The organism is Stenotrophomonas sp. SY1 (genome assembly GCF_021202945.1).
Classification (GTDB): domain Bacteria; phylum Pseudomonadota; class Gammaproteobacteria; order Xanthomonadales; family Xanthomonadaceae; genus Stenotrophomonas.
Genome location: NZ_JAJOYR010000002.1, coordinates 658,606 through 672,308 on the forward strand (window position 1 = coordinate 658,606; position 13,703 = coordinate 672,308).

A 13,703-nucleotide genomic window follows, 5' to 3' on the forward strand; every position below is an offset into this window, starting at 1 on the left:
GTGAAAGAAGACGGCTTTCGCCAGCCCCATAGGATACACCCGGCCCCCGTCCGGTCGAATCCCCAGGCCCTTCCGACCCCAGCTGAATGCCCCATTGGGGGCATGAACGGGAACTTTTCCCGTTGGCCACACATATCCGTATAATGTTGGACTTCTTTTCCCCATTCACGGCGCCGGCTGGCCGTCTTTCGCATGTCCATCGAAAATCTTCGCAACATCGCCATCGTCGCCCACGTTGACCATGGCAAGACCACCCTAGTCGACCAGCTGCTGAAGCAGTCCGGGACCCTGTCCGAGCGTACGGTGCTTGCCGAGCGCGTGATGGACAGCAATGACCAGGAAAAGGAACGCGGCATCACCATTCTGGCCAAGAACACGGCCATCAAGTGGAATGGCAACCGCATCAACATCGTCGACACCCCCGGACACGCCGACTTCGGCGGCGAAGTGGAGCGCGTGCTGTCGATGGTGGACTCGGTGCTGATCCTGGTTGACGCCATGGACGGCCCGATGCCGCAGACCCGCTTCGTCACCCAGAAGGCCTTCGCGATGGGCTTCAAGCCGATCGTCGTGGTCAACAAGGTCGACCGCCCGGGCGCACGTCCGGAATGGGTCATCGACCAGGTGTTCGACCTGTTCGACAAGCTCGGCGCCACCAATGAGCAGTTGGACTTCCCGATCGTCTACGCCTCGGGCCTGAATGGCTACGCCGGCCTGGAAGACACCGTGCGCGACGGCGACATGACCCCGCTGTACGAAGCGATCATGAAGTACGTGCCGGTGCCGGAAGTCGAGGCCGACGGCCCGTTCCAGATGCGCATCAGCCAGCTGGACTACAACAACTTCGTCGGCGTGATCGGCATTGGCCGCATCCAGCGCGGCAAGGTCAAGAAGAACCAGCCGGTGGTCGTGATCGACCGTGAAGGCAAGAAGCGCCAGGGCAAGGTCCTGCAGGTGCTCGGCTTCATGGGCCTGGAGCGCATCGAGGTCGAGGAAGCCCAGGCGGGCGACATCATCGCCATCTCCGGCATCCAGGAACTGACCATCTCCGACACCGTCTGCGCCCTGGAAGCCCCGGAAGCGCTGCCGGCCCTGACCGTCGACGAGCCGACCATCTCGATGACCTTCCAGGTCAACAACTCGCCGTTCGCCGGCAACAAGGACCTGTCCGGCGGCAAGTTCCTGACCAGCCGCCAGCTCAAGGAGCGTCTGGAGCGCGAGACCGTGCACAACGTTGCACTGAAGGTCGAGCAGCTCGAAGACGCCGACAAGTTCCTGGTCTCCGGCCGTGGCGAGCTGCACCTGTCGGTGCTGATCGAAACCATGCGTCGTGAAGGCTACGAACTGGCCGTGTCGCGCCCGGAAGTGATCATCAAGGAAATCGATGGCCAGCTGATGGAGCCGATCGAGCAGCTGGTGGTCGACGTCGAAGAGCAGCACCAGGGCGGCGTGATGGAAAAGCTCGGCACCCGCAAGGCGCTGCTGGAGAACATGGAATCGGACGGCAAGGGCCGCGTGCGCCTTGACTTCAAGATCCCGGCGCGTGGCCTGATCGGCTTCCAGAACGAGTTCAAGACCCTGACCCAGGGTTCGGGCCTGCTGTTCCACGTATTCGACCATTACGGCCCGAAGGAACAGGGCGCCATCGCCAAGCGCCTGAACGGCGTGATGATCGCCAACGCCCCGGGCGCCACCCCGGCGTACTCGCTGGGCCCGCTGCAGGAACGCGGCAAGCTGTTCGCTGCTGAAGGCGACAACGTGTACGAAGGTCAGCTGATCGGTATCCACTCCAAGGACAACGACCTGACCGTCAACGCGATCAAGACCAAGCCGCTGACCAACATGCGCGCTTCGGGCAAGGACGATGCGATCCAGCTGACCCCGGCCATCAAGTTCTCGCTGGAACAGGCACTGGACTTCATCGATGACGACGAGCTGGTCGAAATCACCCCGAAGGAAATTCGCCTGCGCAAGAAGTTCCTGACCGAAAGCGACCGCAAGAAGGCTTCGCGCGGCGGCTGATCCATTGGCCGGCAACACGCCCTACAACCCGGATCCGCACGCGCATCCGGGTCTGGCAGCCATCGCGCTGCTGGAAGCGGCAAAGGCCATCCTGGCCTTTGCTGCCGCGGCCGGCCTGGAGATCTCCGGGCCCGGTCCGCTACGCAACATCATCAATGCGCTGATCCTGCGCATCGGCGGCGACCCCGAGCACGGCTCGTTCTCCTCGCTGCTCGGCCTGATCACTCCCGACACCGTCCACCTTGGCGCCGCCATTCTGGTCGCCTACGGCCTGCTGCGCATGCTTGAAGCCTGGGGCCTGTGGCGCGCGAAGGTCTGGGCCTCCTGGCTGGGCTGCATCTCCGCCGCGCTGTACCTGCCGCTGGACATCTACGCCATCATCAAGCACCCCGGCTGGGCCTCCTGGCTGCTGCTGGCAGTGAATGTCCTGGTCGTATGGGTACTGGCGCGCGACATCGGCAAGCGCCGCAAACACTGAGCACCGGTACTGCCGGGCCATGCTCGGCATCGCGGGCCATCTCGATAAAGCCCCAGCTCCGCTCTACAGCCCCCAGCGGCACCACAAGTACGGGTACTCCGCCGGCACCTCGCACAACCCTGCCCTAACCGGGATGTAGATCAGAGACCCGGCAACCTTCTGCAGCGACTCATCCCGCCGCAGCGCATGATCGTGATAGCCCGCCTGCCAGATCCCACCAGCGCGAGTAAGGTATTGGCCAACAGTGCGCCCCGAGCGCGACTTGAGGCGCTGCAAGCACGTCTTCAGCGAACCACCGCGCAACTGCATCAATCAATGCAGATGATCGGGCAGCAACACCCACGCATACGGCCGGTTCAGGCCTGCGGACCCGCAGTCACGCAATGCCTCAATCACCAGTTCCGCATTGCGCGGATCGACGAATAACGGCGCACGCCCAGCCGTCACCGTGGTAATCGAACAAACCCATTGACGACGTAGACACGTCCGCGCAGAAGTCTAGGGCTGGCCATCGGGCCAAGATGCCGACGGCCATTGCCGCTAATCCTAAACCACCAGCCAGCAGACGAATCAGGCAAGCCCCCGGTATTGCCGAACCATGCTCGGCAATACCCCAGCGGAGCATGGCGGCTCCGCTCTACAGGCCGCCCTGCTTATGCACGATCGCCATCGCGATCTCCAGCGACTGCTCGTAGTTCAAGCGCGGATCAACACTGGAGCGATAGGCACGCTCCAGGTCACGCTCGGTCAGCTCCCGCGCGCCACCGGTGCATTCGGTGACGTCTTCGCCGGTCAGCTCCAGATGCACACCACCAAGGCGTGTGCCGGCTGCGGCGTGCAGGTCGAAGGACAACTCCACTTCGCTGCGGATGTTGTCGAAGCGACGCGTCTTGTAACCATTGCTGGTGCTCTCGGTATTGCCATGCATCGCATCGCAAACCCACAACACCCGGCGTCCATCGCGCTTCACCGCCTCCAGCAATCGCGGCAGCTTCTCGGCGATCTGCGTCGCGCCCATGCGATGGATGAAGCTCAATCTGCCCGGCTCGTCCTCGGGGTTGAGCACGTCGATCAAACGCAGCAGCTGATCCGGCTGCACCGACGGCCCCACCTTGATCGCGATGGGATTGCGCACGCCACGCAGGTATTCCACGTGCGCACCGTCCAGTGCCGCCGTACGCATGCCGATCCACGGGTAATGCGTGCTCAGGTTGAACCAGCCGCTCTGGCGCGGCACCTGCCGGGTCAAGGACTGCTCGTAGTGCAACAGCAACGCTTCGTGCGAGGTGTAGAAATCCACCCGGTTGAGGTTGTGCACCTGCGAACCGGACAGCGTCTCCATGAAATGCACCGCATCACCGATGGAAGCCACCATCTTCTGGTACTCCTCGGCCAGCGGCGAGCAGCGCATCCAGCTCAGGTTCCAGTATTCGGGGTGATGCAGGTCGGCGAAGCCACCATCGATCAGGGCGCGCACGAAATTCATCGTCAGCGCCGAACGCGAATGCGCGGTGATCATCCGCTGCGGGTCCGGCACCCGCGCCGCTTCAGTGAACTCCGGTGCATTGATCACGTCACCGCGATAGCTCGGCAAGGTCACCTCGCCGCGCGTCTCGGTATCGGCCGAGCGCGGCTTGGCGTACTGTCCGGCGAAACGCCCCACCCGGATCACCGGCTTGCGCAGCCCGTGCACCAGCACCAGGCTCATCTGCAGCAGCACCTTGAGCCGGTTGGAGATCGTCCCCGACTCACAATCGACAAAGTTCTCCGCGCAGTCGCCGCCTTGCAACAGGAAGCGCTTGCCTTCCTGCGCCTCGGCCAACTGCTGCTTGAGCGCGAAGATTTCCCATGACGTCACCAGCGGCGGCAGCTGCCGCAACTCGGCCATCGCAGCATCCAACGCCTGAGCGTCGGGATAGGTCGGCATCTGCAGCGCCTGCTTCCCGCGCCAGCTGTCAGGTGCCCATGTCGGATCAATGGCGGCCGGGGACAGGGGTTGGGACAGACTCATTGGAAATACCGTTTCAGTACGAGAAAAAATCAGATCCGGCGGGATTTGCGCGCACGCAGGCCGGCATACAAACCACCCAGGCCCAGCACCACGAACCACACCAGGCTCCACATCGGCATGCTCAAGCCCAGGAAGGTCCAGTCAATGTTGCCGCAGTCACCGGTACCGGTCAGCACCGTGCGGAACACTTCGAACGGGCCCATCGTCTCACTCAGGAAACTGAGCGGCGGGCCACAGCTGCTACCCAGGTCCTTCGGCAGCAACTGCACGTAGACATGGCGCCCGGCAATGCCCGCCCCCACCGCAGCGGCAAGGAACGCCAGCACCCCGTAACCGGCGCGACCGCCGCGTCGTGTCGGACCGTGCAGTGCGCCCAGCAGGAACACCACGCCCAGCGCGGCGAACGCGATCCGCTGGTAGATGCACAGCGGGCACGGCTCCAGCCCCATCTGCAACTGGGTGAAGATGGCAAATGCCAACAAACCCGCACATGCCAGGAAACCCAGCAGGAACTGCGTGCGGAAACTCCAACGCAAAGGATTCATCGCGCTATTCCGGTTCAACAAGGCCGCAAGGGTAGCAGGCTGATCGACTGCTGGCAGCAGTGCCGGCCATTGCCTGATTGCATATGCAAAAAGCCCGGCCAGGGCCGGGCTTCTGCTTCATCCGTCGAAGGATGGAAGTGCGCGATTACTCGGCGACTTCTTCGGCAACAGCGGCCGGACGGTCAACCAGCTCGACGTAGGCCATCGGTGCGTTGTCGCCGGCGCGGAAACCGCACTTCAGCAGACGCAGGTAGCCGCCCGGACGAGCCGCGTAGCGCGGGCCCAGGATGGTGAACAGGTTGCCGACGGCTTCCTTGTCACGCAGGCGGGCGAACGCCAGACGACGGTTGGCGACGGAGTCGACCTTGGCCAGGGTGATCAGCGGCTCGGCAACGCGGCGCAGTTCCTTGGCCTTCGGCAGGGTGGTCTTGATCAGCTCGTGCTTGAACAGCGAGGCGGCCATGTTCTTGAACATCGCTTCGCGGTGGGCGCTGGTACGGCTGAACTTACGGCCAGATTTCTGGTGGCGCATGGGTCTATTCCTTGGTTAATGATGGGACGTTGGACTTCGTTGTCGCCTTCCTGGCGCTGTTGCACGGACTGCGGATGGTCCTTGGCCGCCCCTCCTGGACAGCCTGCGAAGCGGCCTTGTCAGCCGTCTGCGCGGGTACTGCAAACAATATTCCCCCGCATGGTCACCCATGCGGGGGAACAGGTCTTGCTTTATCAGCCGAGCATGCCATGAGCGGCGACACCGGCCGGCGGCCAGTTCTCCAGCTTCATGCCGAGCGACAGGCCACGCTGGGCCAGCACTTCCTTGATCTCGGTGAGCGACTTCTTGCCCAGGTTCGGGGTCTTGAGCAGCTCCACTTCGGTCTTCTGGATCAGATCGCCGATGTAGTAGATGCTCTCCGCCTTCAGGCAGTTGGCCGAACGCACGGTCAGCTCCAGGTCGTCGATCGGGCGCAGCAGCACCGGATCCACGCCGTTGTTGGCCGGCTTGGCCGCACCGCGGTCGCGGTGGGTGAAATCACCGAACACCGACAGCTGATCGCTGAGGATGTCGGCCGCAGTGCGGACAGCTTCCTCGGCATCGATCGTGCCGTTGGTTTCGATATCGATGACCAGCTTGTCCAGGTCGGTACGCTGCTCCACGCGGGCCGCTTCCACCGAGTAGGCGACGCGACGAACCGGCGAGAAGGAAGCGTCCAGAACCAGACGGCCGATGGCACGGGTTTCTTCGTCCGGACGACGGCGCGAAGCCGCCGGCTGGTAGCCAAAACCGCGCTCGATCTTCAGACGCATGTTGATCGCTGCGTCCTTGGTCAGGTGGCAGATCACATGGTCGCCGTTGATCACTTCGACGTTGTGGTCAACCTTGATGTCGGCAGCGGTCACGATGCCCGGGCCCTGCTTGGACAGGGAGAGCGTGGCGCTGTCGCCGGAATGCATGCGAATAGCCACGTCTTTCAGGTTGAGCAGGACTTCAAGCACGTCCTCCTGCAGCCCTTCAACCGTGGTGTACTCGTGCAGCACGCCGTCGATCTCGACTTCGGTAATGGCGAAGCCCGGGATGGACGACAGCAGCACGCGACGCAGGGCGTTGCCCAACGTATGCCCGTAACCACGCTCCAGCGGTTCGATCACGACCTTGGCGCGGGTCTCGGTAAGGCGTTCGATCTGCGGACCGCGAGGACGCAGAACCTGGTTTGCGGTAACCGTCATGTTGCGGGTTCTCCTGCGAACCTCCGGTGCAACCCGGAGGTTCTCCATTGTGAATTACTTCGAATACAACTCGACGATCAGCGCTTCGTTGATATCCGCAGGCAGGTCGGCACGATCCGGCACAGCCTTGAAGACGCCGCTGAACTTCTTCGAATCGACTTCGACCCACGACGGGCTGAGGTCGTGCTGCTCGGCAACGACCAGGGCTTCCTGGACGCGCAGCTGCTTGGCAGCCTTTTCGGACAGGGCGATCGCGTCGCCAGCCTTGACCTGGTACGAAGCCAGGTTCACCGACTTGCCGTTGACCGTGACGCCGCGGTGCGAGACCAGCTGACGAGCAGCCGGACGGGTCACAGCGAAGCCCATGCGGTAGACGACGTTGTCCAGACGGGTTTCCAACAACTGCAGCAGGTTCTCGCCGGTGTTGCCCTTCTTGGTCGAGGCCTTCTTGTAGTAGTTGCGGAACTGACGCTCCAGCAGACCGTAGATACGCTTGACCTTCTGCTTTTCACGCAGCTGGGTGGCGTAGTCGGACAGCTTGCCCTTGCGGGCGGTCGCGCCGTGCTGGCCGGGCTTCTGCTCCAGCTTGCACTTGGAGTCCAACGCGCGGGCCGGGCTCTTCAGGGAGAGGTCGGCGCCTTCGCGGCGGGCGAGCTTACAGGTAGGACCGATATAACGAGCCATTTCTTATCGCTCCTTTAGACGCGACGCTTCTTCGGCGGACGGCACCCGTTGTGCGGGATTGGCGTCACGTCGATGATGTTGGTGATCTTGTAGCCGACGTTGTTCAACGAACGCACGGCCGACTCACGGCCCGGACCCGGACCCTTGATGCGGACTTCCAGCGACTTCAGGCCGTAATCCAGCGCAGCCTTGCCAGCCTTTTCGGCGGCAACCTGAGCGGCGAACGGAGTCGACTTACGCGAGCCACGGAAACCGGCGCCACCGGAGGTCGCCCAGGACAATGCATTGCCCTGACGGTCGGTGATGGTCACGATGGTGTTGTTGAACGAAGCGTGGACGTGGGCAACGCCGTCGGTGACGACGCGCTTGATCTTCTTCTTGGTCTTAGCAGCAGCGGGCTTAGCCATTTTCTAGGTCCCTTACTTCTTCAGAGCCTTGCGCGGACCCTTACGGGTGCGAGCATTGGTCTTGGTGCGCTGACCGCGCAGCGGCAGACCGCGGCGGTGACGCAGACCGCGGTAGCAGCCCAGGTCCATCAGACGCTTGATGGCAATGCCGATTTCACGGCGCAGGTCGCCTTCGACAATGTACTTACCGACTTCCAGACGCAGTCGGTCGATTTCCGGCTCCGACAGGTCACGGATCTTGGTGGTCGAAGCAACGCCTGCGACTTCGCAGACCTTCTTCGAACGGGTACGGCCGATGCCGTAAATGCTTTGCAACCCGACCCAGACATGCTTCTGGGCTGGCAGGTTGACGCCTGCAATACGCGCCATGACGCGGTTCTCCAGCTGAGTGATGGCCGAATGCGCACCAATGGGCGCGCCAATCCGGCAGGATGGATCAAAAAAGTGAACTAGCGATACTAACAAGGTCTCGGTTTGCTTGGAAGCCCGTGGAACACAAGGTTCCATGAGCCCGGCGTGGGGAGTGTGCCCGCGCTCCGGCGCCGGATGTGCCTGGCAAGGGGAAGTTTCCCCGAGCCGCCCGCGCTACTCCCGCGCGGAACAACCACATCACACCCCCACCCGAAACCGCTGCAGGGGCCGCCCTTCTGTTTTGAAGGCCCTGCCCCGGGAACCGGGACAGCCTTCACGCAATGAAGCGGAAATTATAACCGGTGAATCAGCCGCGTGCAAAACCGCCGCGGTTGCCACCCTTCAGGTTCGCCTTCTTGAGCAGGCTTTCGTACTGGTGCGACATCAGGTGCGCCTGGATCTGGGCAATGAAGTCCATCACCACCACCACCACGATCAACAACGACGTGCCACCGAAGTAGAACGAGGCATTGAGCTGGGTGCGCATGACTTCCGGCAGCAGGCAGACGATGACCAGGTACAGCGAACCGGCGGCCGTCAGGCGGGTCAGCACGGCGTCGATGTACTCGGCGGTCGCCTTGCCCGGACGGATGCCCGGAATCAGAGCACCGGACTTCTTCAGGTTGTCCGCGGTTTCCTGCGAGTTGAACACCAGCGCGGTGTAGAAGAACGCAAAGCCGCTGATCAGCGCAGCGAACACAATCATGTGCAGCGGCTCGCCCGGGCCCAGCGCGTTGGCAACCTTCTGCAGCCACGTGGCCGAACTGGCCTGGCCGGACCACATTGCAAGCGTGGCCGGGAAAGCCAGGATGCTGGAGGCGAAGATGGCCGGAATCACGCCCGCCATGTTCAGCTTCAACGGCAGGAACGAGGTCTGGTTCATGTAGGCATTACGACCACCCTGACGGCGGGCGTAATTGACCGTGATACGGCGCTGGCCGCGCTCGACAAACACCACGAAGTAGGTGAAGGCCAGCACCACCAGCACGATGATCAGCAGCGAGATGAAGCTCATGCTGCCATCACGGAACGCCTCCACGGTCTGGATGACCGCGGCCGGCAGGCCGGCGACGATGCCGGCGAAAATGATCAGCGAAACACCGTTGCCGATGCCACGCTCGGTAACCTGCTCACCCACCCACATCAGGAAGATGGTGCCGGCGGTCAGGGCAATAATGGCGGTCAGCACAAAGCCCATGCCCGGCGAGTAGACGACCGGAGCACCGCCCGGCGACACCTGGTTCTGCAGTGCTAGCGCAATACTGCCGCCCTGCACCACCGCCAGGAGCACCGCGCCGATGCGCGAATACTGGGTGATCTTGCGACGGCCCGATTCACCTTCCTTCTGCATCGCCTTGAGCGCGGGGAAGATGTGGACAGCCAGCTGCATCACGATCGATGCCGAGATGTACGGCATCACGTTCAGCGCGAAAATGCTGAAACGGTGCAGGGCGCCGCCCGAGAACATGTTGAACATGTCCACGATACCGCCGCCCTGCGCCTGCATCAGCGCAAGCATGGCATCGGGATTGACGCCCGGCACCGGCACGTAGCAGCCGATGCGATAGACGAGCAATGCCCCGAGTACGAACAGAAGACGCTGGCGAAGTTCCGTGAACTTGCCCATCCCGCCCGCGAGGTTACCGATGCCAGCTTGCGCCATGTTCCAGTTACTCCTGTACGCTGCCGCCGGCAGCTTCGATCGCAGCCTTGGCACCGGCGGTAGCCGCAACACCCTTCAGGGTGAATGCCTTGGTCAGCTCGCCCTTCAGGACGATCTTCGCCTTCTTGGCCGTCGACGGGACCAGCTTCGCTGCACGCAGTGCGGCGAAATCGATCTCACCGGCTTCCAGACGGTCCAGATGGTAGGACAGCACTTCGGCGGTGTCCTTGGCAGTCCGGGAGCTGAAGCCGATCTTCGGCAGACGACGCTGCATCGGGGTCTGGCCGCCTTCGAAGCCAGCCTTGATCTTGCCGCCGCCCTTACGAGCGAACGAACCCTTGTGGCCGCGGCCGCAGGTCTTGCCCAAGCCGGAGCCGATGCCACGACCGACGCGGGTGCGCTCGGTGCGGGCGCCCGGTGCCGGGCTCAGTTCATTGAGACGCATAGTCATGGTCGATTACTCCTCAACCTGGACGAGGTACTGAACCTTGTTGATCAGACCGCGAACCTGCGGGCTGTCCTTCAGTTCACGCACATCGTTGAGCTTGTTCAGGCCCAGGGCACGCACCGACAGACGGTGACGCGACTGGGTTCCACGCAGGCCGCGCACCAGGCGCACCTTCACGGTCTTGTTGGTCTCATTAGCCATGGTTGAGATCCTCCACCTTCTTGCCGCGCTTGGCCGCGATGCGAGCCGGCGACTGCGCAGCAGACAGGCCCTTCACGGTGGCACGCACCAGGTTGATCGGATTGCGCGAACCGGTGGCCTTGGCCAGCACGTTCTTCACGCCAACGGCTTCCAGCACGGCGCGCATGGCACCGCCGGCGATCACACCGGTACCTTCCGAAGCCGGCTGCATGAACACGCGAGCAGCGCCGTGACCATCCTTGATGGTGTGCCACAGGGTGCCGTTGTTCAGATCAACGCTGACCTGGTTCTTGCGGGCCTGCTCCATCGACTTCTGGATGGCAACCGGCACTTCGCGCGCCTTGCCATAGCCGAAACCGACCTTGCCTTCGCCATCGCCGACCACGGTCAGAGCGGTGAAGGTGAACTGGCGACCGCCCTTGACGGTCTTGCTGACGCGGTTGACCGCGACCAGCTTTTCGATCATGCCGTCGTCGATCTTCTCTTCGCGGTTGCGATCGCGATCGCGACCCCGCGACTGACGTTCTTCTGCCATGTTGATTCCTTGATTGGTTGGGTATGTACGGCTCGGGGCCGCTTATGGTTGTGAAGTGAAGCGTTGAATCAGCCGCGGTTGCAGAAGAACCACGGCCGCCCGGCACTTCCCGTGACGGCAGGCAGACAGGAAGGGGCGCAAGGCCCCTTCCCTGATTACTTAGAACTGCAGACCGCCTTCACGGGCGGCATCAGCCAGCGCCTTGATGCGACCGTGGTAGCGGTAGCCCGAGCGGTCGAAAGCGACCTTCTCGATGCCCGCAGCCTTGGCGCGCTCGGCGATCAGCTTGCCGACCTTTGCAGCGGCTTCGCAGTTCTTGCCGCTCTTCAGGCCTTCCTTGACTTCAGCCTGGGCGGTGTTGGCAGCAGCCAGCACCAGGGAACCGTCGGCGGTGAAGACCTGTGCGTACAGGTGCTGGCCGGTGCGCAGGACCGACAGACGTGCCACACCCAGGGTACGGATGTGCGAACGGGTCGACTTGGCGCGGCGCAGACGAGCAATGTTCTTGTTCATGTTCTTTATCCTCGAAAGCTGAAAACCTAAGAATTAGGCCTTCTTGGCTTCCTTGCGAATGATGACTTCACCGGCGTACTTCACACCCTTGCCCTTGTAGGGCTCCGGCGGACGGTAACCGCGAATCTTGGCTGCGACTTCACCCACGACCTGCTTGTCAGCGCCCTGCACGACGATTTCCGTCTGCGTCGGGGTCGAGAGGGTGATGCCTTCCGGCGCCACGAACACGACAGGATGCGAGAAACCCAGCGACAGGTTCAGGTCCTTGCCCTGCATGGCAGCGCGGTAACCCACGCCCACCAGCTCCAGCTTCTTCTCGAAGCCTTCGGACACGCCCTGCACCATGTTGGCCAGGATCGAACGCACGGTGCCGGTGAGCGCATCGAAGGAGATGTCCTTCGGGTTCAGCGTGGCAACGCCGTTCTCAAGAGTGATTTCGACGCCAGCGGCCTTGTTCAGCGACAGGGTGCCCTTCGGGCCCTTCACGCTGACAAATTCCGGCTGGATGTTCAGTTCAACGCCCTTGGGCAGGTTGACCGGCTTCTTGGCTACACGGGACATAGTGGACTCCTTCCCTTAGGCCACGAAGCACAGGACTTCGCCGCCGACGCCGTGCTGGCGCGCCTGCGCATCAGTCATGATGCCCTTGGAGGTGGAAATGATGGCGATGCCCAGGCCGTTGAGGACCTTCGGCAGCTCGGACTTGCCGCGGTACTGGCGCAGACCCGAACGCGAGAAGCGCTTCAGGGTAGCGATGACCGGCTTGCCCTCGAAGTACTTCAGGACGATTTCGAGCTCGGCCTTGTTGTTTTCCAGCTTGTTGACGCGCAGGTCAGCAATGTAACCCTCGTCCTTCAGGACCTGGGCGATTGCCACCTTGATCTTGGACGACGGGGCTTTCACCGTCTGCTTACCAACCGCGGCCGCATTCTTGATGCGAACCAGCAGGTCGGCGATGGGATCAGTCATGCTCATGTAGATACCTTTGAGTGCACCGATATCCGCTTTCGCGAAAATCTCGTGTTTTCCTGGGATGGGCCAGGGCCCCTACCACACCAGCCAGTCAGTTTCGGACAGGCAAGGAGCGGGATTATACGACAAAAAGTCCGACTTGCGTCGGACTCTTTGAGTCACCTTCAGGTTGCCCCTCCGGTGTTCCGGCCGGGCCTTGCGGCCCGGCACGGAAGTCTTACCAGCTCGCCTTGCGCAGGCCCGGCACATCGCCGCGCATGGTGGCTTCACGCAGCTTGTTACGGCCCAGGCCGAACTTGCTGTAGACGCCACGCGGACGGCCCGACAGCTCGCAACGGTTGCGCTGGCGGCTCGGCGACGAATCGCGCGGCAGCTTGGACAACTTGGTTGCGGCTTCGATCTTCTCTTCGTAGCTCGCGTCCACGGAGGACACGATCTTCTTCAGAGCTGCACGCTTGTCGGCGTACTTCTTGGCCAGCTTTTCCCGCTTGATGTCGCGGTTGACCATGGAGGTCTTTGCCATTTCGGTATCCTCGACGAATCAGTTACGGAACGGGAACTTGAACGCTGCCAGCAGCGCCTTGGCTTCCGCGTCGGTCTTGGCGGTGGTCGTGATGGCGATATCCATACCGCGGATCGCGTCGACGGCGTCGAAGTCGATTTCCGGGAAGATGATCTGTTCCTTCACGCCCATGTTGTAGTTGCCACGACCGTCGAACGAACGACCCGACACGCCGCGGAAGTCACGCACGCGCGGCAGCGAGATGTTGATCAGGCGATCCAGGAACTCAAACATGGTGTCACGACGCAGCGTGACCTTGCAGCCGATCGGCCAACCATCACGGATCTTGAACGAAGCCACCGAGACGCGCGACTTGGTGACCACCGGCTTCTGGCCGGTGATCTTGGTCATGTCGGCAACGGCGTTCTCAAGAACCTTCTTGTTGGTCGCAGCTTCGCCCACACCCATGTTCAGGGTGACCTTGACCAGGCGCGGCACTTCCATCGGATTGGTGTAGCCGAACTGCTTGGTCAGCGCCGGCACCACTTCTTCCTTGTAAAACTTTTCGAGACGGGAATTCATCAAT

Annotated in this window: 18 protein-coding genes; 2 read left to right on the plus strand and 16 right to left on the minus strand. The window is 62.4% G+C overall.

What is annotated here, in order from left to right; genetic code table 11:
• Positions 1-192: 192 nt before the first annotated feature.
• On the plus strand, positions 193-2,022 hold the full coding sequence (gene typA / locus LR961_RS14485; protein ID WP_232150647.1) for a translational GTPase TypA: 1,830 nt from the start codon (positions 193-195) through the stop codon (positions 2,020-2,022).
• Positions 2,023-2,026: 4 nt separating this feature from the next.
• Positions 2,027-2,500: a DUF2127 domain-containing protein gene (locus LR961_RS14490; protein WP_232150649.1), complete on the plus strand. Its 474-nt coding sequence runs from the start codon at positions 2,027-2,029 to the stop codon at positions 2,498-2,500.
• Positions 2,501-3,137: 637 nt separating this feature from the next.
• Here the strand turns inward: LR961_RS14490 and LR961_RS14495 are convergent.
• The 16 genes from LR961_RS14495 to rplE form a co-directional block, all read right to left on the minus strand.
• Positions 3,138-4,505, minus strand: coding sequence for a 3-deoxy-7-phosphoheptulonate synthase class II (locus LR961_RS14495; protein ID WP_232151159.1), 1,368 nt, complete (start codon positions 4,503-4,505; stop codon positions 3,138-3,140).
• Positions 4,506-4,540: 35 nt separating this feature from the next.
• Positions 4,541-5,056: a disulfide bond formation protein B gene (locus LR961_RS14500; RefSeq protein ID WP_232150651.1), complete on the minus strand. Its 516-nt coding sequence runs from the start codon at positions 5,054-5,056 to the stop codon at positions 4,541-4,543.
• A gap of 145 nt (positions 5,057-5,201) precedes the next feature.
• Positions 5,202-5,588 carry a 50S ribosomal protein L17 gene (rplQ, locus tag LR961_RS14505; protein WP_232150652.1) on the minus strand — a complete coding sequence of 129 codons (387 nt, stop codon included), beginning with the start codon at positions 5,586-5,588 and terminating at the stop codon, positions 5,202-5,204.
• Positions 5,589-5,782: 194 nt separating this feature from the next.
• Positions 5,783-6,781, minus strand: coding sequence for a DNA-directed RNA polymerase subunit alpha (gene rpoA / locus LR961_RS14510; RefSeq protein WP_232150654.1), 999 nt, complete (start codon positions 6,779-6,781; stop codon positions 5,783-5,785).
• A gap of 54 nt (positions 6,782-6,835) precedes the next feature.
• Positions 6,836-7,465 carry a 30S ribosomal protein S4 gene (gene rpsD / locus LR961_RS14515; RefSeq protein WP_057633112.1) on the minus strand — a complete coding sequence of 210 codons (630 nt, stop codon included), beginning with the start codon at positions 7,463-7,465 and terminating at the stop codon, positions 6,836-6,838.
• A 14-nt stretch (positions 7,466-7,479) separates the two neighbouring features.
• Positions 7,480-7,872, minus strand: a complete 393-nt coding sequence (rpsK, locus tag LR961_RS14520; RefSeq protein WP_054657227.1) for a 30S ribosomal protein S11 — start codon at positions 7,870-7,872, stop codon at positions 7,480-7,482.
• Positions 7,873-7,884: 12 nt separating this feature from the next.
• Complete coding sequence (rpsM, locus tag LR961_RS14525; RefSeq protein WP_057629605.1) at positions 7,885-8,241, minus strand: 30S ribosomal protein S13; 357 nt, start codon at positions 8,239-8,241, stop codon at positions 7,885-7,887.
• A 349-nt stretch (positions 8,242-8,590) separates the two neighbouring features.
• On the minus strand, positions 8,591-9,946 hold the full coding sequence (secY, locus tag LR961_RS14530) for a preprotein translocase subunit SecY (RefSeq protein WP_232150656.1): 1,356 nt from the start codon (positions 9,944-9,946) through the stop codon (positions 8,591-8,593).
• Positions 9,947-9,953: 7 nt separating this feature from the next.
• Positions 9,954-10,397 carry a 50S ribosomal protein L15 gene (gene rplO / locus LR961_RS14535; protein WP_232150658.1) on the minus strand — a complete coding sequence of 148 codons (444 nt, stop codon included), beginning with the start codon at positions 10,395-10,397 and terminating at the stop codon, positions 9,954-9,956.
• Positions 10,398-10,403: 6 nt separating this feature from the next.
• Entirely contained in the window at positions 10,404-10,595 is a 192-nt protein-coding gene (rpmD, locus tag LR961_RS14540) for a 50S ribosomal protein L30 (RefSeq protein ID WP_232150660.1), read from the minus strand.
• Entirely contained in the window at positions 10,588-11,130 is a 543-nt protein-coding gene (gene rpsE, locus LR961_RS14545; RefSeq protein ID WP_232150661.1) for a 30S ribosomal protein S5, read from the minus strand. Before rpsE ends, rpmD begins: the two co-directional genes overlap by 8 nt.
• Before the next feature lie 159 nt (positions 11,131-11,289).
• Positions 11,290-11,643, minus strand: a complete 354-nt coding sequence (rplR, locus tag LR961_RS14550) for a 50S ribosomal protein L18 (protein WP_232150664.1) — start codon at positions 11,641-11,643, stop codon at positions 11,290-11,292.
• Positions 11,644-11,676: 33 nt separating this feature from the next.
• Entirely contained in the window at positions 11,677-12,204 is a 528-nt protein-coding gene (rplF, locus tag LR961_RS14555; RefSeq protein WP_232150666.1) for a 50S ribosomal protein L6, read from the minus strand.
• A 15-nt stretch (positions 12,205-12,219) separates the two neighbouring features.
• Positions 12,220-12,618, minus strand: a complete 399-nt coding sequence (gene rpsH / locus LR961_RS14560) for a 30S ribosomal protein S8 (RefSeq protein ID WP_232150667.1) — start codon at positions 12,616-12,618, stop codon at positions 12,220-12,222.
• 214 nt (positions 12,619-12,832) lie between these two features.
• Entirely contained in the window at positions 12,833-13,138 is a 306-nt protein-coding gene (gene rpsN / locus LR961_RS14565) for a 30S ribosomal protein S14 (protein ID WP_232150670.1), read from the minus strand.
• A gap of 18 nt (positions 13,139-13,156) precedes the next feature.
• Positions 13,157-13,699 (minus strand): 50S ribosomal protein L5, encoded by a 543-nt coding sequence (gene rplE, locus LR961_RS14570; protein ID WP_062169033.1) that lies wholly within the window; start codon positions 13,697-13,699, stop codon positions 13,157-13,159.
• Positions 13,700-13,703 lie beyond the last annotated feature (4 nt).

Excerpts from the sequence above, each read along its gene's own strand:
- rpmD (WP_232150660.1), bottom strand. The coding sequence starts at position 10,595 with ATGGCTAATGAGACCAACAAGACCGTGAAGGTGCGCCTGGTGCGCGGC.
- typA (WP_232150647.1), top strand. The coding sequence starts at position 193 with ATGTCCATCGAAAATCTTCGCAACATCGCCATCGTCGCCCACGTTGAC.
- LR961_RS14500 (WP_232150651.1), bottom strand. The coding sequence starts at position 5,056 with ATGAATCCTTTGCGTTGGAGTTTCCGCACGCAGTTCCTGCTGGGTTTC.
- rpsE (WP_232150661.1), bottom strand. The coding sequence starts at position 11,130 with ATGGCAGAAGAACGTCAGTCGCGGGGTCGCGATCGCGATCGCAACCGC.
- rpsN (WP_232150670.1), bottom strand. The coding sequence starts at position 13,138 with ATGGCAAAGACCTCCATGGTCAACCGCGACATCAAGCGGGAAAAGCTG.
- rpoA (WP_232150654.1), bottom strand. The coding sequence starts at position 6,781 with ATGACGGTTACCGCAAACCAGGTTCTGCGTCCTCGCGGTCCGCAGATC.
- rplE (WP_062169033.1), bottom strand. The coding sequence starts at position 13,699 with ATGAATTCCCGTCTCGAAAAGTTTTACAAGGAAGAAGTGGTGCCGGCG.
- rplR (WP_232150664.1), bottom strand. The coding sequence starts at position 11,643 with ATGAACAAGAACATTGCTCGTCTGCGCCGCGCCAAGTCGACCCGTTCG.
- rpsM (WP_057629605.1), bottom strand. The coding sequence starts at position 8,241 with ATGGCGCGTATTGCAGGCGTCAACCTGCCAGCCCAGAAGCATGTCTGG.
- rpsD (WP_057633112.1), bottom strand. The coding sequence starts at position 7,465 with ATGGCTCGTTATATCGGTCCTACCTGTAAGCTCGCCCGCCGCGAAGGC.
- rplO (WP_232150658.1), bottom strand. The coding sequence starts at position 10,397 with ATGACTATGCGTCTCAATGAACTGAGCCCGGCACCGGGCGCCCGCACC.
- rpsK (WP_054657227.1), bottom strand. The coding sequence starts at position 7,872 with ATGGCTAAGCCCGCTGCTGCTAAGACCAAGAAGAAGATCAAGCGCGTC.
- rpsH (WP_232150667.1), bottom strand. The coding sequence starts at position 12,618 with ATGAGCATGACTGATCCCATCGCCGACCTGCTGGTTCGCATCAAGAAT.
- rplQ (WP_232150652.1), bottom strand. The coding sequence starts at position 5,588 with ATGCGCCACCAGAAATCTGGCCGTAAGTTCAGCCGTACCAGCGCCCAC.
- rplF (WP_232150666.1), bottom strand. The coding sequence starts at position 12,204 with ATGTCCCGTGTAGCCAAGAAGCCGGTCAACCTGCCCAAGGGCGTTGAA.
- secY (WP_232150656.1), bottom strand. The coding sequence starts at position 9,946 with ATGGCGCAAGCTGGCATCGGTAACCTCGCGGGCGGGATGGGCAAGTTC.